Source organism: Chloracidobacterium sp. (assembly GCA_016711345.1).
Taxonomy (GTDB): domain Bacteria; phylum Acidobacteriota; class Blastocatellia; order Pyrinomonadales; family Pyrinomonadaceae; genus OLB17.
Window position 1 is genome coordinate 29,982 of record JADJTD010000012.1, and the last position, 16,336, is coordinate 46,317.

The window sequence follows — 16,336 nt, forward strand, 5'->3', positions numbered from 1 at the left end:
TCATTTACCTCCCTTGAGGGTATAAGCACGTACCCTTTTAGTGCTTTCCCGTATTGCTATCAATTGTTCAAGAATTTCTAACAACAGTTCCATCATTAGAACGCCTATCGGATTATGAGCGGATCGGGTAAACAACTCCACGCGCTCAGCAAGTTCTTGTTGTTTGTCATTTTCATCACGTTCTCCTCCCTGCGGGTTCAGTGCCTCGAACGGCTGAGGCTCGGTGTCTTTTGTTATCGCTTTTCGCAGTTGCCGTCTCAAAGTGTCAACGTCATCAGCTATACCTAAATCCTCGACTCCGTTAAATGCCGCATCAACTCTTCCGAGAACGGCAATTGATGTTTCAATTTTCTCTTTGAGAATCGCGACCTCGGACATCGCGGCGGCGTGTTCGTTGGCTAGAGATTTGAGGTCGTTGGTGTCACATATACGAGTACAGCCTATTTCTAAGTGCAAATACTGCGGGCAGCGATACACAGTCTCGTCTAGCGGAATTGTCTTTATACACTCCAAAATCGTCTCGATCTTTGCTTCGTTCATACAGCCTCCATTTCGTCTAGGATTGCTCGAAAATCCGCTTTTGTCTCCAAATAACCCTGAGCATAGTAACCGTCCTCATCGCCGTCTTTACGGGCTTTCATCGCCTCCACCCGCGCCCTCAACGTCGCTATGAGGGCTTTCTCGCGTTCGAGTGCGAAGTCTGCCATGTCGATATGTTTCGGATTATAGTTCTTTGGCGTTTCAGCGCCCTGTGCCGCAAAAGTATCATCAATCCATTTTATTGCTTCCTTTTGGACTTTCCGCCGATTATCCATTTTCGTTCTCCTTTAGTTTTTCGATGTATTTACACGCGGGCGATTTTCCCTCAATGCGTCTATTTTCCGCGTCGTGTAACTCCTCGACCGTTAAAAAGCCCAACCGCTGAATCAGGACACACGCCCATCGGACAGCGGATGGCGTCGGCTAATGCTATTTTCAGCTTCGCAATCTCCAACGCCTTCGCTCGCTGTCCGGCGTCGAAGCCTGCCACGAATATATCTTGTTCGCCTGCTTTTGCGTAAACCTCTGGCTCGACGTGATTCATCCACGTTTTCCAAGCCAACTTCGCCTCGTCGCCTTTGTTTTGGTTGCTCATATTACTTTTCCTGTCGTCGTTATTTCAGACCTTGCCTCGTGATCTGAGCCATGATTTGTAGGCCTGCGGGCGGCATTTGTCGCAGGGCCATGATTCGAGTGTTCCGTAAATTCTGCCGTCGGTATCGCGGCAGGCGTCGCATCGTTTGCCGGGATCTTCGGTTTTGGTTCCGCTGCCGTTTTGGGTTGGGATGCCGTTTCGATACCATTCGAGAGCCCAGGCGAAGTTTCCGGGATTGTAGCCTCGTGCCACCCAGGCCGTCCGACATTCACGCAGCTTGTCCATATCGATCTCGCTTCCCAGCCCGCTGGTGATCGTTTCGTGGAGTTCTATTCGCGGCAGTTTTCCGGTGATCGTTCTGACCGATTCGATGGCCGGATGATACTTCTTCGCGGGTGCGGTCGGCTTGGCCGACGCCTCCCTCTTTTCTTCTTCTTTTATTTCTTCTTTCTTATTACTTCTTTCTGATAAGCGTTTCTCAGGCGTTACATTTTGTTTATCTCTAAATTTCTGGACTCGTAAGTTACTCAATTCTTTAGCTTTAAGTTCTCTCGCGTACTTGCGTGATTTGAGCGTTACAATTTTGTTACGAAGCGTTACAAGCGTTACATCGGCCGTGTTGTAGCGTTTGAGTTCCGCAATACATCTCTTTGCTTCGTCAGGAAAACATCCCGTCGCTTTCGCAAAATCTTCATAGGTTCCTTTCATCTCCGGGTTGCCCGCTTCGCGCATAATTGCGATACATTCCAGCCAAAAACCGCGCGTCGCGAGCGAACACATTCTCACCTTCGGCTTTCGCCAAGCCGGTAGTTCAAACTTAAAAAACCAGTCACCTTTTGCCATTATTTTTACCGCGTCGAAGCATCATGAATGCTGGCGGCTGGCCATTCGTGTAAAGTTTGTCGTTTTTAGACCTTCGAATAGTGGTCGAGACCACTGCAAGAGACCCCTTAGTTACTCGATACACCGGAAATGGCAGCTCTTTTCAAGCCAATCAAGCCATGTGTACACGCTTTGCGGCTCGGCCTGTGTATCAGCGAAAATCGCACAGTCTGGTATCGGCGTGATCTCGCCGTGTGCCGCCATTAAAGCCATTGTTGATGACTGAACGCCTGCTCCCAGACTGATGATATGTTTCACATTCTCCATTTTTCTAACAAAGCCCCATCGCCCTGATCTCGATCTCGACACGCGGATTGAGTTTGTCCTCGAACCGCTCGGCACGCAGGCGTTTGATCTGCTTGTCGTCGTGGTAGGCAAAGCCCGTCAGGCTGTCGAGCACGATCTTAAAGATGCCGTCGAGATCGCCGACCCTTCGCGGCCTGAACCACTTGATCGTCACGCCCACATCACCCACAAACGGAACGATGCCGAGCCGCTTTGCCTCTTTCGCGACATCGTTTTTGTAAGCGATGCCGTCAGCGGTCAGCCCACGCTGCACAAAAGCCTTTTTTCCACCAAACTTCGGCGTCACCACCCGCGAAAAATGCAAGTGATTCAAAGCCGGCGGCGTCGGCAAAACTAAATTAACGGCGTTAGGCTGCGGCATTATTACTATTGTTTAGCTCTTGAAAAGCCTGCGGAACGATCTCTTCAAAACACTCAGGGCAACAATCTACAGGCGGGTTACCAACAAGCAGGACGGCAACCGATACTGCCTGCCCCTTAAATGTTGTTTCAATCGCCATCATTGATGCAGCAGGGATGCCTTCTTTTGCTTGCCTACAAAAATCACAAATCTTTGCCATCATATTTATTTCTCCGGCCGCCGGTCGCTGCTGACGGGTAGCTCGGACGCGGCGTAATAGATCGGAATATTAAAGATCTCGGCAAAGCGTGTTCGATGTGGGCACCTTTCGAGTCGCGCCAGTTCGATAGAAAATAAACGCCCTCGCCCTGAAAGATCATGATCTGCAAAGCGTCGAACAAATATTCAAAATACTCACGCCCTGGCTTCTGATCGACCAGCTTCATCGGATTAAGCGGCGTGTGTCCTTTTGCGACAATGAACGCCTCGGCCGATTCAAATAGTCGAAACGCGACGTCTTCGTCTAATCCTGTTATCTTGCCCGCCAGATAGATCTGCATTTAGATTCCCTTCCTATAACTTGTAAGATCGTTGCCGTATTTTTTAGAACGCTTTTTGCCGACGGCGATGAGTTTGCCTTGCTTCTGCAAACGTTGAAAGATGCCGCCGGAGGCCTGTTGTTTCTTCGTCTGCGGGCCGTGGCTTTGCTCGTACCGCAAGCGGACATCCTCAGCCGAAAAAGGCTCGTGAGCGACCGACGCAAAGGTCAGGATGTATCGCTCATAAGCCGCCTTCCATTCCTCATGAGCGGCATCCAAAGCCGCGTCGATCACCGCCTGACGCGGATTGCCGTTAATCACACAAGCGGTCGGATCGGCACCGGGCGGAGGAATATAGATCATGCGTTCATCAAACATTGACGGCTGAATGTGTATTTCGCTCATTTGTCTTTAACCTCGATCCTGTTCGGCCAGTCGTCTTTGCCTTTCGGCGGTTTTGGCAGGTTCGTCTCGTCAGCGATGGCGGCTCGAAAGGCGTGCCAGAAGCCGGGATTTTCCGCGATCGCTCGACGCTTCCAGACACGTTTTCGCCATGCCAGCAAAGCGACGGCAGACGAAAGCACCGCAATGACGCCGATGTAAGCAACGTGAATTAAAATATCCATTTCCACTCCGTAATCTGTCCGGCGGCGACGATGGCGACGGCAAGGATCACCGCAGCAAGCAAGATCGCCCTCGGATGAATGTCCTGCCGGCAAGTGATGCACCGGCAAGGCCGCAAAATATCAGTTGTTCGTCTCATATTTTTCCTCAATCAATGCCCGGCGGTGAGTCCTGTCATCGCCGAAACAGACCGCCGGGGCTTTGGAGGTGTTATCGGCTATTTCGGCCTATGTTGATCAGCCGAAACTTTTTCAAATTTTGCCGCCGAAGCGTGGCATCGCTCGCCCTGTTTCCGGTCAGTGTATTGGCGAGTTCGGCGGGCTTTCGAGTTACAACTGCACCCACGCAACCTTGTCAAAAATTAAATCCGGTGAAAGATTTTGGATTGTCATCTTATCGTTTCAGCTACGCCCTCGACTCGTTGCCGCCTCGGGCTTCTGCGGCCTTTCACCGGAAACTTGTTTTACAACGCCGCCAGTGCTGACTTCATCGCCTGCAAAGCGCTCGCGAGCATCACATCGACGTTTCGCCCGTTAAGGTATTTCGCGATCTCGTCCACGTCACCGGCGAATTTCAGATTGAGCAGTTCGTTCACATCAACACGCAAAGCCGTGACCTCGTCGTCCGACAAAGACGTGCCCTGCTCGGCAGGCGATGAAGCTGTCTGCTGAGCAGGTCGCGTTTGGTTGGTCGCGGACGGGCGGGCTGCGGTCGAAGGTCGTGTTTCCGGTTTCGGCGTCGCGTCGTCTTCCGGTGCAAATATCTCGGACACCATCGGCACATCGCAGACGGCGGCGGTCTTTGCTCGTTTGATCGCCATTTTCAAGACGGTGTTTTCGAGATCGGCCTTGTCGGGATTCTCGACGCGGCCCGTCTGCTGTCCGATGACGCGTTCGTCGTTTGCGGCAAACTTTGCACCGCAGCCGTTCGAAACGCCGTCTTTTTCCAGCAGTAAAATCCGCCGCCCTGCGTTTTGTTATCTTTGCGGACCGTCGGCTGATCGCATTCCGGGCAAAGCCTCGCGCCGGTGAGGTAAGCGTATTTTTTCTCACGCGTCGAGCAGATGCCGTCGCCCGAAGCGATCTGACGGCCCTCGGCGTTGTAAAGTTTGACGTGTGCCCGCACGCGAAAGTGATCGCCGTCGAGATATGTCTCGGTCGTTTCCGGATTGCCAAAAAATAGCTTGAAAAGCGAGCAGATGTTCCGCGTGCCTTCCTGCAGCAGCATCGGTTTTGCGAGCGTCGTCGTGCCGAGCTTGTGCGAGAAGTGATGATCTTCCTTCATGTTCTTTTGCACATAGTCTTTCAAAATATCCCGCATCTGCTGCTCGCGTTCGATCCGGGCCTTAAAGATCTCGGGCGACATTTCCTGCCCGACGACCAAAGCCCCGCCGTTCGGTTCTCTGTGAACGAGGTCCGTGTTTCTCGGATCGTCCGCCGCTGATCTTGTTTCCATTGCTGTTCCTGTGTACATGATTTTTCTCCTGTTTGTTTTGTTAAAAAGGACAGTCGCCCGTGAGTTCGTTGGCGGCGGTCTCAAGATTGTCGATGGCCGATTGAAAAGCCCGATTAAAATAACTGAGGCGTCCGTCGGCTTCTGGTGACGAAAGCATCGGCAGTTTGATCGCCCGAAGCTCGTCAACAAATATCAATAATTTTTCTTTATCCGGGGCGAGAGATTTGGTTTTTTCGATGGCAGCAAGCCGCTCGGCTTCCAAGGCCTTCTCGCGTTCGATCCTGTCCAGTTCGTCCTGGGCTTCTTTTGCTTTGCGATCAGCCTCGCGAGCCCTTTCGTCGGCTTCGGCTTTCTCGGCGGCAATGCGTGCGTTTTCCTGTCGAAGTTTTTCATTTGCCTCGGCGTCAATCGCACGCTGCTCGGCCTCGATGCGTTCCTGCTCTTTTCGAGTTTCAAAAGCAGCTTTTGCCCCGAGCAAATAGACCTCGAACTGGTCGTCAGGTATCGTGCCGAGGCCGACGATGAGCATGTCTGCGGCTTCGAATTTCGCGAGTTTTGCTTTGCGTGCGGTGATGAGTTTATCGATGCGTTCTTTTTCGAGACGTTCGACGTAGGTTGATTGGGCCTTGAGGTGATCGCGAACTTTGTTGACGGCGTTGCTGTACGTCCGACGGATTCCGTCGAGCAGTTGAGCGGGCCGCAGAAGCGGTTCTTTTTCGATTTTGTGACGTTCAGTGAGAGACTTATCGACATGGCTGAGCATCTTGTCGATGTCCTTCGCCCGGGCGATCAGATCGGTTTGTGACGGATCTGTGACGACGATGGCCTCAGCCTCGGCCTTGATCTCAAGAAACGGCTGGAAGTCCGCCGCGAAGCATTCCATGACCTTGACGGCCCGATCGTCGCTGATCTTCGTTTGACGAATGAGTGACCGGATCTCGGTTTCGATATTGTCGGGCAGCGTTGCGAGCGCTGCGGATGCCGTATCGTATGCTGTTTGGATTGCTGTTGATTCCATAATTTCACCACGCCCTTGAGACGTCGATATTCCTTTTCATTCGTTCGAGTTCGTCGGGCGGCAGGACGAATTCGGTTAGGTCGAGTGCGATGGCCATGCCGAGGGGCATTTCGATCAGGAAGAACTGCGACTCGCCGTCGCGGTACCGTTTGACCTGTCCGGCCATCAGCGAGACTTCCAGCTGCTGCCGCCCGCGTAAAGCGATAAACCGAAACGCCGGCAACTCCGCCCAAACCATCTGCCCGTAGATCCACACCATCGCCACCGAAACGCCCGAAACATGCGTGATCTCATCAATGGCCTGCTGCTGAATGGCGGTTGTCATTTGATCTATTGAATCCCCCAGAAGATCTCAGCAACATCGACGATCTCGTGCGGCTCGATGAGCCAGAGCATCATAAAAAATGCACCAAACGCCATGAACAAAATGCACGATAAAATGTGCTTGAACAGCGACGGCTTTACTTGCCGCACGTTGCGCCGGTCTGCCTTCGGGTTTTTGCGTTGATCTTCCATTTTGTAAATTGCTCCTTTCGTTTTCTGTCGTGTTCCCGGGCTTTTTCGAGAGCCTCGGCCTCGGTCGCTGCGTAAAATAATCTCGGCGTGATCTTGCGATGCCCTTTCTCGTAATGCACCGCGACAAACTTCATCTCAGGCCTTCCCGCCGGACAATCAATCGTCTCGCCCGAATTGATCTCCGTCGTGCCTTTCGGCGAATTTTTAAGCTGGGCGAGTGTCATTAGTCCTTTGTTTTCCAAAGCACAAATAGAACGAAACCGGTTACGAAAAGATGGAAGATGCCATTAACGGCATTCAGCGTAGTTATTCCGCCAATGGCCATCGAAAGGCCATTAAATCCCCATCCTGCAATACACAAGACAATCATTAGTGTTCTCATATTTTTTACCTCGCTACCTTCCTGTCCTTATGCCGGGCGATCTCGTCGGCGGGCGAAAAGCCGAGCGTGTCGAGGTGATTTAACTGCCGCTGGAGCGATGCGATGGCTTCGCGGATCTCGCGTTTGCGATCGGCGACCGGCTTGCCTTCAAGCTCGGCCTGCACGGCCTCGGTCGATTCTTTGTGCAGCTCCGCGACCGAAACCTCGCCCGCCTCTTCGAGCAGGTCGAGAAACATCGCGTCCATGTCCGCCTTGATCAGCCAAACGCCTTCGGGATTGACCATCGCGATCTTTCGAATGAGCTTCTTGGTCTTTGCGTAGGTGCATTGATCGCCGAGCATTTCGTACATCCGCGTCAGGCTGATGTCATACTTCGCCGCCAATTCCTTAACATGCCCCGCCGTAACTTCGCTGATAACCGACTGTGAATCCATCATAAAGATCTCCAACTTTTAACCTGTAAAGGCCGCTAAAAATTCCACTTTAAGTTGCCCCGCTTGTTCGTTAATGTGTAACAGTGCCGCTCGTGCGGTGAGTTACTTGAAAATTTACGCAGTCTCTGCAAATTTGAATGAGCCTTGGCGAACAGTGATTTGCAGACACTCTTCGCCGCCCTGACTGACAACCTTCATCGAACGGCATAAGAGAATGTCACCGTCGATCAAAATGTTCGTCTTCAATGCTAGATCGCGAGTGTTACTGTCGAGAGCGTCAACACTCAAATTTGTTCGTTTGCAATTTCGCGGCAAAATGACAGTAACGGTCGCCGGACGCGGACCGGTCGTTTCCTGCTTAGCAACCTGTGTTTTTCGTTTTCTCTTGGGCTTTGGTGTTATTTCGTCTGTCATGATTCTCCTGTTTTCTTAAAGGACGCGAAGCGAAAAAACACGCCAATGTTTCCTGCTCCGCTCCGCGTCCTGCCCTTGGCCCCTTGCGGCCAAACTTTTGAGGGCAATGGTAGCTTTCGCGAGTCCTCGCCCTCATGACTCCGGCGCTATCTCACATCCCGCCGGAATGTCGATCTAAGTTACTGTCGCCGGTATTCTGCGAGGCCGGCGATTATTTGCTTGCTGTGTCGGCGTCGCCCAGCGGACGTTTCCGACTTGATAGTTCCCGTTCGTATCGGGATAGCGATCTATTGAATGTTCCGGTGTCGGCTTCATGCCGACTTCGGCAAAGAACTCGTCAAATGATGTGAAAAGGAACCTAATGCCGCGACCGCCATAACTAGCAAAGTTGATGTGATTAGGGTTGTTGCATCGTTCTTTTGCGGCTCGATAGCTGCGATATTCAGGAGTTTGCTTGCGGCCTAATGATTGACCGTTTGTGCGAGATCGCAAGCCGGTTGCTTCGTGATTGAGGCATTTGCACGAGGTCGTCGGTCGTTTTCGATGCAAAAGGCTCGATGATCGAACAACTGCCAGATTTCCGCACGAACAAAGGCAATGCCATCGACCCGTTCCTTTTATGACACCGGCGAAGCCGATCACAAGAAGCCGCCCAAAGCGCTGGCCGGTCAGATTGGTAAAGCGATGATTGCGTTTTTCGTTCATGCTGCCGCTCCCGTTATCGGTTTTTGCAGAATTTTGCCGTTGCCATCGACAACAGTCACGCCTTCTTTGGTTACATCCATACCGGCGTACTGTGCCCTTTCCCTGACTATCGCAATTTTTTCGCGGGCTGCCTCGCGAATGAATTGAGAAACAGGAATGTCTAGATACTCGGCCGTTTCCGTAATCTCGTCCTTTTCATCGCTGCGGATTTTTATGTGTAATGTTTCGTCTTTATTTCCCATTTTGAAATATCCCTTTTGTGGTCAATTTGTGTTGACATTGTGATTATACATTTCAAATACACATTGTCAACACCTTTTTTTACATTTTGTGTTGTTTTTCTTTTTGAGGTGATTTATGTATGAATTCGTGACTGTGAAAACCAAAGACGATCATTTACACATTCGACTGAAACCGGCAGTCAAAGACGAGTTAAAAATCGTTGCTGATGCGAGGGGGATGACGATGTCAGGATTGGTATACTCGCTGATAGTGAAAACGATTCGCGACGAAAAGAATCTAGAGCCGGAACTTTTCACAACGCAAAAGATTCCGGTTCTGAAACAAAAGGGAATTATATACTTGACTCCCTCAAATAAATCTGCTATATTTTGATTGTTGGTTGCAGAAGCCACAGTAAAATACAGGAGAAAATGAAAATGACAGATTTTAGCCACTTACATGCTTTAGAAGAACGGGCGGTTCGTATACGGGAGCGGATGATAGACGTGCAAAAGAATGACGCTCAATGGAAAGCCCAAGCTACGCAGCTATTCCAAACGGAAAAAGAGATAGCAGACGAACGCGAATTTCTAGGGCTGGAAGATATGTCAACGGACGATCTATATGCGGCTTTGGAGGAAAAATAATATGTGTTTGGTTGAGGATGAAGTACAGAAAACAAGACGGGATGCCGCGCGAGTCGCAGTTGATAGGATTATCAATGAAACGCCGCGTCAAATCTCGACAGAAATGTATGTTCGCTCAGTAGCTTTTGCTGCCTATGCGGAAGGCTGGAACGGAAAAGCGGATGAAATCAAGGAGGAAGAGGATGAAAGTAGCTGGCGAAATCGAAACGTATAGCCCGCGAGTGTGCCAATGCGGGCATTTGGAAAAGGATCATGATTTATATGACGCCGTGTCCAGAAAACGCATGGACTGCCTAGTGGGAGTATTTATGGGGATGGAGATAGATGCGAAGCCGTGTCCGTGTAGCAATTTCAGTCTGGTTCACGTCGGACAACATCACAGAGATAACCCGAACGAACGGCTTGAGATGGACGCAGGAGCCGGACACTCAGATTACCCGTCGGAGCTGATATTTACGTCTGACAAGTTTGTTGTCACCGCCTTTGGCTACGACCGTGAGCATTGTGAAGATGTTTTACAATGCGTCTTACATGGACGGTTTGGGGATCACGAAGGCGACCGTGAATGGAGGAAGGTATGAAACAAAAGGAATTGGAGCGGCATGGCTATAAACACGACCCTTACTGCGATTGTGGTATATGTCAATTTTGTAAAGGCGATGAGGATAAGTTCGGTAATCTGACAAAGAAAGGCGAACAAGATACCGACGCTTTAATGGATGCGGTTAAGCGAATGCTGATTCTCGAATGCTCTGAATGTGACGAAGCCAGAACAGAGAATCTTAAAAACGTCTTGCTACACGCCTGTGCTTTTGAGACTCGCCAGTTTGCAAAAACCGCTTGGAAGCACGGATGGATCGTAGAGGCCAGTAAAGTGCTGTGTCCCAACTGTCGAGCAGATGCAGAGGAATGGAGGGCTATATGAGCAAAAGCACAATATCAACCTTTGAACTATTCCAAATGTTTCCCGACGCAGAATCCGCGAGGCTCTACCTAGAGTCTCGCTTATGGCCTGATGGCGTAACGTGTCCGACGTGCAAAAAGGGCGAACGGATAACCACGCGGAAAGGCGGTTACTATCGGTGTAACGCCTGTAAACTGGATTTCACGGTTCGGACTGGAACGATCTTTGAGCGTTCGCACGTTCCGCTTCACAAGTGGATCTATGCGATGTATTTGCTCGTAACGGCTCGTAAGGGTATTTCGTCGCTCCAACTCGGCAAAGAGATAGGCGTTACGCAGAAGTCGGCGTGGTTTATGCTTCAAAGGCTCCGTGAGGCTTGCGGCTCCGACATTGATAAACTTCGTGGAGTTGTCGAAATTGACGAAACCTATATCGGCGGCAAGGAAGCGAACAAACACGCCAATTTGAAGTTGAATCGCGGACGCGGCTCTGTCGGTAAGCAAGCCGTTCTCGGTATGCGTGAGCGCGGCGGTAGAACCAAAGCAATGCACATCAAAAACAACAGCTTGCCCGTTATCCAACAGGAAATCCACAATCACGTTGAAGTCGGTTCGACCGTATTTACTGACGAACACGGCGCATATAGCGATCTGGACGGACTGTATTTCCATCACGCATCGGTCAACCATTCGGGCGGTGAATACGGACGCGGACTGATAAGCACCAATTCTATTGAAAGCGTTTGGGCGTTGCTGAAACGCGGAATTACTGGCGTTTACCATCATGTTAGCCCGAAGCATCTTGACCGCTACGTTGCTGAATTTACGTTCCGGCTGAACTTCGGAAACGTCAAATATCACACGCTCGAAAGGCTTGATAGCTTCGTTCTCGCGTCCTTTAACAAACGATTGACCTATAAGGAGTTGACGGCATGAATGAGAAAAAAGAGATTCCCGAAGCGCTAGACAAAATAACCGATAAAGTGCTGAATTACAGGCCAAAAGACAGACAACCGAAACCGCCAAAGGCGAAAAAGAAAAAGAAGAAATAACACTATGAAGCCTATTATTTGGAGTTACGGCGGCGGCAAACAATCGGTGGCGATTGGCAATCTTATTGTCGATGGCCGCTTGCCCGTGCCGGAACGTGCAGTGATCGCCGACACTGGACGCGAAGCATCTTCGACTTGGCGGTATCTCACGGAACACATGCAACCATTGCTTGATAAAGTTGGCCTTACGGTCGAAATTATTCCGCACAGATACGCTCTGCATGATCTCTACGACTCGAAAGGCGGCGTTTTGATTCCGGCATATACCGCCAACGGCGTGGGACAACTCCGAACCTTTTGCAGTGGCGAATGGAAACGTGACGTTGTTTATCGTTGGTTGCGTGAGCCTGAACGCGGCTACGGCCCAAAGAATCCAGTCATTCAATGGCTCGGTTACAGCCGAGACGAAATCGGACGTTGTAAGCCGTCTAAACGAAAATGGGCGGAAATTAACTGGCCTCTGCTTATGGGATACGGAATTACCATGTCCCGTGATGAGTGTATCCGCACTATTTTGGATGCCGGATTGCCGGAACCCCGTAAATCGCGGTGCAAAATGTGTCCGTTTATGACGAACGCCGAATGGCAAGAGCAAAAAACAAGATGACCCTGATGATTTTCACTTTGCGGTCAATCTCGAAAAGCAAATTACGGCTAATGACGAACAAGGCGGCCTCTATCTGCATCGTTCCGGCGTTCCGCTCGACGTGGCAGACTTGACCGTTCGACGCTCCCGAACATCCTTTGTTCGGTCAAGGGGATTCGTCTTGTAACGCTTCTGGTTGTTGGACTTAATAGGTTCATTTTTCAAAAACGGGAGTCAAGTATATAATTCCCATAAATAGACCCGTATTGATAAAGGCGGTGAAATGACACTGAAAACGAAAGTTTCTACAACTACATATCTCGGTTCAGATAAGGAACGAGACAAGGCTCTTGCTCAAACCTATCCGGGAATACAATTCACCCAGTCGTGTAAGCATCGCAATGTTGGCGTTACTGTGAAGCAGAAGTTTACAGTTATGGATGGTGTATTCAGTCGCCCAGAATCGCTTAATGTGCTTTGTGCAAAATGTCTCAAACCGTATGGATGTTTAAGTCGAATCCCGCCAAAAATATCGAAAATGTAATAAAAATCCCGTAACCCCTTTGTTATCAATAGCCGGACAAGTCCTTGCGAACGCACAGCCCACGTCTCCAAAAATGCTATATTGATTAGGTTTTATCGAGGTTTTGACGTTTTTGCAAAGGGCGTTTTGGGGCGATTTAAGGCGGTCTAGGTCGGTACAATCGCCCCAAATGTCTACCACTAATTGAGCTGCGTCAAAATCATCGTCGCCCCTGCTAAGATCGTCGTGTCGGACGCGTCGGCGCTGGCTTGACGACCTCTCAGCAAAAACGTTCCCGCGTCTTCCGCATCCGGCCCGACTTCCATAGAACCAACGAACTGATAGACGCTGCTAGCCCCGGCAAGGGCGGACGGCCCAAAATTCGTCGTCAGGTCAACGACCCTTAGCACTTCACCTGTGCCATAGTCCGAACGAGCCATCCACTCACCGCTGCCCGTTAGCGTAGCTGTGCCGCCAAATTCTAGTCTTAACTCCGATACGGCACTATCTGACAGGAAGTTAAGCTCGACCTTGTAAAGCCCGCCTGACATTACGTTGCCGACTAATGCCGTATCGCCAAACGTCACGTCGTTGTTGTAGGTGATAGTTGTCTCGAGATACGACCGCTGGACCCTTGCGGTGAAATATGGCAAGTCGTTCCAGTAGCCGGGACCGAGTTTGATGCCACGCCCGCCGTCGCTTTCCTCGCCGAACTCAAATTCAGCGAGGTAAGGATTGTCTGACACCCACAACGCGGTTGGCAGTGGAGCGTGAAATTTTGCGAAAAACTTTTGTGACATAGTTTTTTCCTATGGATAGACAAGGATTTCGACGGAACAGTTATTGGCATTCAAGTCCGCATAAGTACCGACGGTCAGATTATTACTTTTAAAAGGATATAATTGGCGTGAGACCATTGCCAACTCAAGAGAACACCGTCAGTCTCGTAACTTCCGACGTTCGACCCGTAGGTTGCGAACAGAAGCACTTTAGTATCATCTGGAAACGCACCCGTCAGTGTTGCCCTATATGACCCAATGGAATTGCGCGTCCACACCAGCGTCCCGCCGAGCGTATTTTCCACAACTACAGCAGTCGGAGCGCCCGTCCCCGCTTGTGACAACGACGCCCGATAAATCTTAACACCTGAATTTGCGAGATATGGACGGTCATTCCAACGTCCCGGCCCGACCTTGATGCCGTATGGTGCGTCTGATTCCTGTAAAAACTCAAACTGCGGAATATAAAGATTGTCCGCGACCAGTTCAGCCCGTGTCAGCGGTGCGGCGAATGTTGCTTGATAGTTGTCGCTCATAGTTTTTCTGCTCCTTTTGGTTCGTCTACTTTTGCCTCTTGTTCCGGCACGTTCACTTCCATTTGCTGGCATTGAGACAGTCCGAGCAAAAGACCGTTGACCTGTTTGAACGGCTGCTCCTCGAGAAAATTAACAATGGCTTGCGCCAAGTCTAGAGGTACTAATACGCCTGTTTGTTTTGTCATATTTTTAAGCTAATAGTCCTGTGTTTCGTAGTGCTTTGATTGCCTGAGCCACTGTGTAGCCGTCAAACGTATCGTCTGTAAGTATCGCGGTTGCCGCTCCTGCTGTTCGCGTGGCTGCGGCAACACCCGTTGTTGGTTGCACGATGGGCGTCTTTCCCCAAAATCCAAGTTTTTGCGAAGTGGACGTAGCGATTATCGATCCGTTCGCCGTGTTGGTAATGATGTGTTTAGCATCAGCCAGCGTGATGCTCTCGGTAAAAGTTACAGCGTCACCGAATAAGAAAGCTGAACTTCCGCCGACCGCGTCGAACGTAACGACGCCCGCACTGCTCACGGCTATATCAAGATAGTTGCCAGAGTCGCGTTCAACCCGCACCTGTGGAGCGGCGGTGTCTCGAACTTGCAAGCGAGCCGTTGGAGCCGTTACGCCACTTCCCAACCCAAACTTCCCGACATGATGCGACGGCATATCAGGCAGAAAGTAAATGCCGTATTTCAGCGTTGAGCCATAGCTTGCCGTTGACGTGTCGGCATAGATCAGATAGTTGTTCGTGATCGCACCGCTGCCGCTGTAGCCTTCAAACGCGATGCCCTTAAAGTTCGGGATGGTGTTGCCGTTGTTTAATACCGAAACCCGCAGAGCGTTCGCGGCGGTTATCGTTCCGCCGGAGTTGTTTTGTATTCGCGTGAACGTGCCGTAGAAGTTTGTAACAGTTCCGGCGTTTACAAGCTCTTGTTTCAAGCCTGAAAATGTCGTGATGCTTCCGTTGATCGTTGTGCCGAAAGCACAGCACCGGCTTCTGTTGCTGTCTTGCCGACATCCACAGACAGCCTTCCCCAAAGTCCATAGGCAGTTTCACAGTTACCAGCAACGACAGCGGTGAACTTGCTGCCAAAGATAACGCCGTTTCCGCCGCTTCTATCTACCGCTTGCCGTGCCTCACCGAAAACGCCGTAAGTGCCGGCATTTGCAGCGTTTAAATTATTGATCGAAAAATTTGCTGCAGATACAATACTTGCCGAGCTTTCAAAACTGTAAGCGTAAAATAAGTGTTGCCGGGATTCGTAAGACCGTTCGCGCTGAACGTTCTACCCTTACATCCGTGACGTTTGGCGTTGTAAGAAACGACGGCATCCACGACGCCATGCCGCTTAAATTCGCAGCGGAAAGCCCGTGCAATTCGTGAGAAGCCCTGAGTTCGGCGTTCCAAGTATCGGGGCGATCAATACCGGCGAGGTCGCAAAGACTAATTTGCCTGTGCCTGTTTCGTCGGAGATCTTGGCTGCAAATTCTGCGGAGGTCATCACAGCCAGATCGCCGATAACCAAGCGGCTGGCTTCCATGTCAACCGCGATCTGCACGCCTTCTTTGACGGAACGGACGCTTTTTGACGATCGCGATGTTTTTGAGACTTGGAAGAGGCGAATGTCGCGGCCTTGGATCGAATGGAACTGCGATGGTTTGGCTGACGACGCCCTTGGCGAGAAACTGCGGCTCCATCGTCTCTTCGTCTTCCCATCGCCAATAAACATCGACAGCGACGGCCTCGGTCTCGCCGTAATCTACAACGCCGCGCAGCACAAGATTAAGCGGCACGCTTGTCTCTGAAAGGTTTTGTCTTAGTATTAGATCTGACATTTTAGATCGTGATCTGCGTCACGCTTGCCGACAGTCCGTTGTAATTTTCAACGCGAAAATGTACGCGGTCGCCAACGATGGTCGTCAACGTGACCGCCGTGACCTCGCCGTTGACGTCGGTGAAAAAGCGGGCTTTCGGCCACGTCACCATCGAGGTCTTCGCTCCAAACACCGACGGCGATATTATCCTCGACCGGCGTCGGCACGCCTGCCTCGTTCTCAACTAAAACTACAAAATCAACAAAGGTCGCTGGCATAATTTCCTCACACGCACGGTTCTATCGGGATCTGCAAAACTCCATTTCAAGGTAACTGTTCCAAATTCGGTGCGGCATGTTGGCGGCCTCAGGACGGCGACGCCGCCAACGCAAATATATCCGTCGGGACATGGATTAATGACGTCGCAAAATGTCTGGAGTTTTCGGCGTCGAGATATCGACCTCGAAGTTTTCCATGTAGGCGTTCGGATAGGCCTGGCGCTTTCGATCTCGACCTGCAGATCGTTGAGCCGTTT

At 50.8% G+C, this 16,336-nt stretch carries 35 protein-coding genes; 6 read left to right on the forward strand and 29 right to left on the reverse strand.

The features are described from left to right. The 22 genes from IPL32_20065 to IPL32_20170 form a co-directional block, all read right to left on the reverse strand. Nucleotides 1-540 carry a hypothetical protein gene (locus tag IPL32_20065; GenBank protein ID MBK8468116.1) on the reverse strand — a complete coding sequence of 180 codons (540 nt, stop codon included), beginning with the start codon at nucleotides 538-540 and terminating at the stop codon, nucleotides 1-3. Further along, complete coding sequence (locus IPL32_20070) at nucleotides 537-815, reverse strand: hypothetical protein (protein MBK8468117.1); 279 nt, start codon at nucleotides 813-815, stop codon at nucleotides 537-539. The genes IPL32_20065 and IPL32_20070 overlap by 4 nt, the downstream gene beginning before the upstream one ends. Nucleotides 816-874: 59 nt before the next feature. Further along, nucleotides 875-1,135: a hypothetical protein gene (locus tag IPL32_20075; GenBank protein ID MBK8468118.1), complete on the reverse strand. Its 261-nt coding sequence runs from the start codon at nucleotides 1,133-1,135 to the stop codon at nucleotides 875-877. 24 nt (nucleotides 1,136-1,159) lie between these two features. Next, nucleotides 1,160-1,978: a hypothetical protein gene (locus IPL32_20080; GenBank protein MBK8468119.1), complete on the reverse strand. Its 819-nt coding sequence runs from the start codon at nucleotides 1,976-1,978 to the stop codon at nucleotides 1,160-1,162. A gap of 111 nt (nucleotides 1,979-2,089) precedes the next feature. Further along, nucleotides 2,090-2,275, reverse strand: a complete 186-nt coding sequence (locus IPL32_20085) for a hypothetical protein (protein MBK8468120.1) — start codon at nucleotides 2,273-2,275, stop codon at nucleotides 2,090-2,092. Nucleotides 2,276-2,288: 13 nt separating this feature from the next. Next, the gene (locus IPL32_20090) at nucleotides 2,289-2,684 is read right to left on the reverse strand and encodes a RusA family crossover junction endodeoxyribonuclease (GenBank protein ID MBK8468121.1); all 396 of its coding nucleotides are present in this window, start codon (nucleotides 2,682-2,684) and stop codon (nucleotides 2,289-2,291) included. Next, the gene (locus tag IPL32_20095; protein MBK8468122.1) at nucleotides 2,671-2,886 is read right to left on the reverse strand and encodes a hypothetical protein; all 216 of its coding nucleotides are present in this window, start codon (nucleotides 2,884-2,886) and stop codon (nucleotides 2,671-2,673) included. The genes IPL32_20090 and IPL32_20095 overlap by 14 nt, the downstream gene beginning before the upstream one ends. Continuing rightward, on the reverse strand, nucleotides 2,867-3,223 hold the full coding sequence (locus IPL32_20100; protein ID MBK8468123.1) for a DUF4406 domain-containing protein: 357 nt from the start codon (nucleotides 3,221-3,223) through the stop codon (nucleotides 2,867-2,869). The genes IPL32_20095 and IPL32_20100 overlap by 20 nt, the downstream gene beginning before the upstream one ends. Continuing rightward, nucleotides 3,224-3,607, reverse strand: coding sequence for a hypothetical protein (locus IPL32_20105; GenBank protein ID MBK8468124.1), 384 nt, complete (start codon nucleotides 3,605-3,607; stop codon nucleotides 3,224-3,226). Further along, nucleotides 3,604-3,828 (reverse strand): hypothetical protein, encoded by a 225-nt coding sequence (locus IPL32_20110; protein ID MBK8468125.1) that lies wholly within the window; start codon nucleotides 3,826-3,828, stop codon nucleotides 3,604-3,606. Before IPL32_20110 ends, IPL32_20105 begins: the two co-directional genes overlap by 4 nt. Beyond that, the gene (locus tag IPL32_20115) at nucleotides 3,816-3,965 is read right to left on the reverse strand and encodes a hypothetical protein (protein MBK8468126.1); all 150 of its coding nucleotides are present in this window, start codon (nucleotides 3,963-3,965) and stop codon (nucleotides 3,816-3,818) included. The genes IPL32_20110 and IPL32_20115 overlap by 13 nt, the downstream gene beginning before the upstream one ends. A gap of 324 nt (nucleotides 3,966-4,289) precedes the next feature. Further along, complete coding sequence (locus IPL32_20120; protein MBK8468127.1) at nucleotides 4,290-4,646, reverse strand: hypothetical protein; 357 nt, start codon at nucleotides 4,644-4,646, stop codon at nucleotides 4,290-4,292. 2 nt (nucleotides 4,647-4,648) lie between these two features. Continuing rightward, nucleotides 4,649-5,299 carry a hypothetical protein gene (locus IPL32_20125; protein MBK8468128.1) on the reverse strand — a complete coding sequence of 217 codons (651 nt, stop codon included), beginning with the start codon at nucleotides 5,297-5,299 and terminating at the stop codon, nucleotides 4,649-4,651. 22 nt (nucleotides 5,300-5,321) lie between these two features. Beyond that, the gene (locus IPL32_20130) at nucleotides 5,322-6,299 is read right to left on the reverse strand and encodes a hypothetical protein (protein MBK8468129.1); all 978 of its coding nucleotides are present in this window, start codon (nucleotides 6,297-6,299) and stop codon (nucleotides 5,322-5,324) included. A 4-nt stretch (nucleotides 6,300-6,303) separates the two neighbouring features. Next, entirely contained in the window at nucleotides 6,304-6,624 is a 321-nt protein-coding gene (locus IPL32_20135; GenBank protein ID MBK8468130.1) for a hypothetical protein, read from the reverse strand. A gap of 5 nt (nucleotides 6,625-6,629) precedes the next feature. Next, complete coding sequence (locus IPL32_20140; GenBank protein ID MBK8468131.1) at nucleotides 6,630-6,773, reverse strand: hypothetical protein; 144 nt, start codon at nucleotides 6,771-6,773, stop codon at nucleotides 6,630-6,632. Further along, nucleotides 6,761-7,039 carry a hypothetical protein gene (locus IPL32_20145; GenBank protein MBK8468132.1) on the reverse strand — a complete coding sequence of 93 codons (279 nt, stop codon included), beginning with the start codon at nucleotides 7,037-7,039 and terminating at the stop codon, nucleotides 6,761-6,763. The genes IPL32_20140 and IPL32_20145 overlap by 13 nt, the downstream gene beginning before the upstream one ends. Next, nucleotides 7,039-7,197 carry a hypothetical protein gene (locus tag IPL32_20150; GenBank protein MBK8468133.1) on the reverse strand — a complete coding sequence of 53 codons (159 nt, stop codon included), beginning with the start codon at nucleotides 7,195-7,197 and terminating at the stop codon, nucleotides 7,039-7,041. The genes IPL32_20145 and IPL32_20150 overlap by 1 nt, the downstream gene beginning before the upstream one ends. 5 nt (nucleotides 7,198-7,202) lie before the next feature. Next, a complete protein-coding gene (locus IPL32_20155; protein MBK8468134.1) occupies nucleotides 7,203-7,634 on the reverse strand; it encodes a hypothetical protein in 432 nt (143 codons plus the stop codon). 111 nt (nucleotides 7,635-7,745) lie between these two features. Continuing rightward, a complete protein-coding gene (locus IPL32_20160) occupies nucleotides 7,746-8,045 on the reverse strand; it encodes a hypothetical protein (GenBank protein MBK8468135.1) in 300 nt (99 codons plus the stop codon). A gap of 174 nt (nucleotides 8,046-8,219) precedes the next feature. After that, a complete protein-coding gene (locus IPL32_20165; GenBank protein MBK8468136.1) occupies nucleotides 8,220-8,750 on the reverse strand; it encodes a hypothetical protein in 531 nt (176 codons plus the stop codon). Then, on the reverse strand, nucleotides 8,747-8,992 hold the full coding sequence (locus IPL32_20170) for a ribbon-helix-helix protein, CopG family (protein MBK8468137.1): 246 nt from the start codon (nucleotides 8,990-8,992) through the stop codon (nucleotides 8,747-8,749). Before IPL32_20170 ends, IPL32_20165 begins: the two co-directional genes overlap by 4 nt. A 417-nt stretch (nucleotides 8,993-9,409) precedes the next feature. Here IPL32_20170 and IPL32_20175 point away from each other — a divergent pair, with 417 nt between their 5' ends. The 6 genes from IPL32_20175 (at nucleotide 9,410) to IPL32_20200 (ending at nucleotide 12,181) form a co-directional block, all read left to right on the forward strand. Continuing rightward, complete coding sequence (locus IPL32_20175) at nucleotides 9,410-9,619, forward strand: hypothetical protein (protein ID MBK8468138.1); 210 nt, start codon at nucleotides 9,410-9,412, stop codon at nucleotides 9,617-9,619. 1 nt (nucleotide 9,620) lies between these two features. Next, a complete protein-coding gene (locus IPL32_20180; GenBank protein ID MBK8468139.1) occupies nucleotides 9,621-9,833 on the forward strand; it encodes a hypothetical protein in 213 nt (70 codons plus the stop codon). A 70-nt stretch (nucleotides 9,834-9,903) separates the two neighbouring features. Beyond that, on the forward strand, nucleotides 9,904-10,200 hold the full coding sequence (locus IPL32_20185) for a hypothetical protein (protein ID MBK8468140.1): 297 nt from the start codon (nucleotides 9,904-9,906) through the stop codon (nucleotides 10,198-10,200). Then, nucleotides 10,197-10,544, forward strand: coding sequence for a hypothetical protein (locus tag IPL32_20190; protein MBK8468141.1), 348 nt, complete (start codon nucleotides 10,197-10,199; stop codon nucleotides 10,542-10,544). The genes IPL32_20185 and IPL32_20190 overlap by 4 nt, the downstream gene beginning before the upstream one ends. Continuing rightward, complete coding sequence (locus tag IPL32_20195; GenBank protein ID MBK8468142.1) at nucleotides 10,541-11,458, forward strand: IS1595 family transposase; 918 nt, start codon at nucleotides 10,541-10,543, stop codon at nucleotides 11,456-11,458. The genes IPL32_20190 and IPL32_20195 overlap by 4 nt, the downstream gene beginning before the upstream one ends. Before the next feature lie 120 nt (nucleotides 11,459-11,578). Further along, nucleotides 11,579-12,181 carry a hypothetical protein gene (locus IPL32_20200; GenBank protein MBK8468143.1) on the forward strand — a complete coding sequence of 201 codons (603 nt, stop codon included), beginning with the start codon at nucleotides 11,579-11,581 and terminating at the stop codon, nucleotides 12,179-12,181. A 702-nt stretch (nucleotides 12,182-12,883) separates the two neighbouring features. Here the strand turns inward: IPL32_20200 and IPL32_20205 are convergent. The 7 genes from IPL32_20205 to IPL32_20235 all read right to left on the reverse strand — a co-directional run bounded on the left by IPL32_20205 (nucleotide 12,884) and on the right by IPL32_20235 (nucleotide 15,994). Continuing rightward, complete coding sequence (locus tag IPL32_20205) at nucleotides 12,884-13,483, reverse strand: hypothetical protein (GenBank protein MBK8468144.1); 600 nt, start codon at nucleotides 13,481-13,483, stop codon at nucleotides 12,884-12,886. A gap of 74 nt (nucleotides 13,484-13,557) precedes the next feature. Next, complete coding sequence (locus tag IPL32_20210) at nucleotides 13,558-13,998, reverse strand: hypothetical protein (protein ID MBK8468145.1); 441 nt, start codon at nucleotides 13,996-13,998, stop codon at nucleotides 13,558-13,560. Beyond that, on the reverse strand, nucleotides 13,995-14,183 hold the full coding sequence (locus IPL32_20215; GenBank protein ID MBK8468146.1) for a hypothetical protein: 189 nt from the start codon (nucleotides 14,181-14,183) through the stop codon (nucleotides 13,995-13,997). Before IPL32_20215 ends, IPL32_20210 begins: the two co-directional genes overlap by 4 nt. Nucleotides 14,184-14,187: 4 nt before the next feature. Further along, entirely contained in the window at nucleotides 14,188-14,925 is a 738-nt protein-coding gene (locus IPL32_20220) for a hypothetical protein (protein ID MBK8468147.1), read from the reverse strand. Between the two features lie 410 nt (nucleotides 14,926-15,335). Continuing rightward, entirely contained in the window at nucleotides 15,336-15,527 is a 192-nt protein-coding gene (locus tag IPL32_20225; GenBank protein ID MBK8468148.1) for a hypothetical protein, read from the reverse strand. 1 nt (nucleotide 15,528) lies between these two features. After that, nucleotides 15,529-15,822, reverse strand: a complete 294-nt coding sequence (locus IPL32_20230; GenBank protein MBK8468149.1) for a hypothetical protein — start codon at nucleotides 15,820-15,822, stop codon at nucleotides 15,529-15,531. Nucleotide 15,823: 1 nt separating this feature from the next. Continuing rightward, nucleotides 15,824-15,994, reverse strand: coding sequence for a hypothetical protein (locus IPL32_20235; GenBank protein ID MBK8468150.1), 171 nt, complete (start codon nucleotides 15,992-15,994; stop codon nucleotides 15,824-15,826). Between the last annotated feature and the right edge of the window lie 342 nt (nucleotides 15,995-16,336).

Excerpts from the sequence above, each read along its gene's own strand:
- IPL32_20075 (MBK8468118.1), bottom strand. The coding sequence starts at position 1,135 with ATGAGCAACCAAAACAAAGGCGACGAGGCGAAGTTGGCTTGGAAAACG.
- IPL32_20180 (MBK8468139.1), top strand. The coding sequence starts at position 9,621 with ATGTGTTTGGTTGAGGATGAAGTACAGAAAACAAGACGGGATGCCGCG.
- IPL32_20125 (MBK8468128.1), bottom strand. The coding sequence starts at position 5,299 with ATGTACACAGGAACAGCAATGGAAACAAGATCAGCGGCGGACGATCCG.
- IPL32_20215 (MBK8468146.1), bottom strand. The coding sequence starts at position 14,183 with ATGACAAAACAAACAGGCGTATTAGTACCTCTAGACTTGGCGCAAGCC.
- IPL32_20165 (MBK8468136.1), bottom strand. The coding sequence starts at position 8,750 with ATGAACGAAAAACGCAATCATCGCTTTACCAATCTGACCGGCCAGCGC.
- IPL32_20225 (MBK8468148.1), bottom strand. The coding sequence starts at position 15,527 with ATGGAAGCCAGCCGCTTGGTTATCGGCGATCTGGCTGTGATGACCTCC.
- IPL32_20170 (MBK8468137.1), bottom strand. The coding sequence starts at position 8,992 with ATGGGAAATAAAGACGAAACATTACACATAAAAATCCGCAGCGATGAA.
- IPL32_20200 (MBK8468143.1), top strand. The coding sequence starts at position 11,579 with ATGAAGCCTATTATTTGGAGTTACGGCGGCGGCAAACAATCGGTGGCG.
- IPL32_20160 (MBK8468135.1), bottom strand. The coding sequence starts at position 8,045 with ATGACAGACGAAATAACACCAAAGCCCAAGAGAAAACGAAAAACACAG.
- IPL32_20065 (MBK8468116.1), bottom strand. The coding sequence starts at position 540 with ATGAACGAAGCAAAGATCGAGACGATTTTGGAGTGTATAAAGACAATT.
- IPL32_20135 (MBK8468130.1), bottom strand. The coding sequence starts at position 6,624 with ATGACAACCGCCATTCAGCAGCAGGCCATTGATGAGATCACGCATGTT.
- IPL32_20130 (MBK8468129.1), bottom strand. The coding sequence starts at position 6,299 with ATGGAATCAACAGCAATCCAAACAGCATACGATACGGCATCCGCAGCG.
- IPL32_20070 (MBK8468117.1), bottom strand. The coding sequence starts at position 815 with ATGGATAATCGGCGGAAAGTCCAAAAGGAAGCAATAAAATGGATTGAT.
- IPL32_20090 (MBK8468121.1), bottom strand. The coding sequence starts at position 2,684 with ATGCCGCAGCCTAACGCCGTTAATTTAGTTTTGCCGACGCCGCCGGCT.
- IPL32_20100 (MBK8468123.1), bottom strand. The coding sequence starts at position 3,223 with ATGCAGATCTATCTGGCGGGCAAGATAACAGGATTAGACGAAGACGTC.
- IPL32_20195 (MBK8468142.1), top strand. The coding sequence starts at position 10,541 with ATGAGCAAAAGCACAATATCAACCTTTGAACTATTCCAAATGTTTCCC.
- IPL32_20155 (MBK8468134.1), bottom strand. The coding sequence starts at position 7,634 with ATGATGGATTCACAGTCGGTTATCAGCGAAGTTACGGCGGGGCATGTT.
- IPL32_20230 (MBK8468149.1), bottom strand. The coding sequence starts at position 15,822 with ATGTCAGATCTAATACTAAGACAAAACCTTTCAGAGACAAGCGTGCCG.
- IPL32_20080 (MBK8468119.1), bottom strand. The coding sequence starts at position 1,978 with ATGGCAAAAGGTGACTGGTTTTTTAAGTTTGAACTACCGGCTTGGCGA.
- IPL32_20175 (MBK8468138.1), top strand. The coding sequence starts at position 9,410 with ATGACAGATTTTAGCCACTTACATGCTTTAGAAGAACGGGCGGTTCGT.
- IPL32_20120 (MBK8468127.1), bottom strand. The coding sequence starts at position 4,646 with ATGGCGATCAAACGAGCAAAGACCGCCGCCGTCTGCGATGTGCCGATG.
- IPL32_20185 (MBK8468140.1), top strand. The coding sequence starts at position 9,904 with ATGGACTGCCTAGTGGGAGTATTTATGGGGATGGAGATAGATGCGAAG.
- IPL32_20095 (MBK8468122.1), bottom strand. The coding sequence starts at position 2,886 with ATGATGGCAAAGATTTGTGATTTTTGTAGGCAAGCAAAAGAAGGCATC.
- IPL32_20190 (MBK8468141.1), top strand. The coding sequence starts at position 10,197 with ATGAAACAAAAGGAATTGGAGCGGCATGGCTATAAACACGACCCTTAC.
- IPL32_20205 (MBK8468144.1), bottom strand. The coding sequence starts at position 13,483 with ATGTCACAAAAGTTTTTCGCAAAATTTCACGCTCCACTGCCAACCGCG.
- IPL32_20145 (MBK8468132.1), bottom strand. The coding sequence starts at position 7,039 with ATGACACTCGCCCAGCTTAAAAATTCGCCGAAAGGCACGACGGAGATC.
- IPL32_20210 (MBK8468145.1), bottom strand. The coding sequence starts at position 13,998 with ATGAGCGACAACTATCAAGCAACATTCGCCGCACCGCTGACACGGGCT.
- IPL32_20110 (MBK8468125.1), bottom strand. The coding sequence starts at position 3,828 with ATGGATATTTTAATTCACGTTGCTTACATCGGCGTCATTGCGGTGCTT.
- IPL32_20105 (MBK8468124.1), bottom strand. The coding sequence starts at position 3,607 with ATGAGCGAAATACACATTCAGCCGTCAATGTTTGATGAACGCATGATC.
- IPL32_20150 (MBK8468133.1), bottom strand. The coding sequence starts at position 7,197 with ATGAGAACACTAATGATTGTCTTGTGTATTGCAGGATGGGGATTTAAT.
- IPL32_20115 (MBK8468126.1), bottom strand. The coding sequence starts at position 3,965 with ATGAGACGAACAACTGATATTTTGCGGCCTTGCCGGTGCATCACTTGC.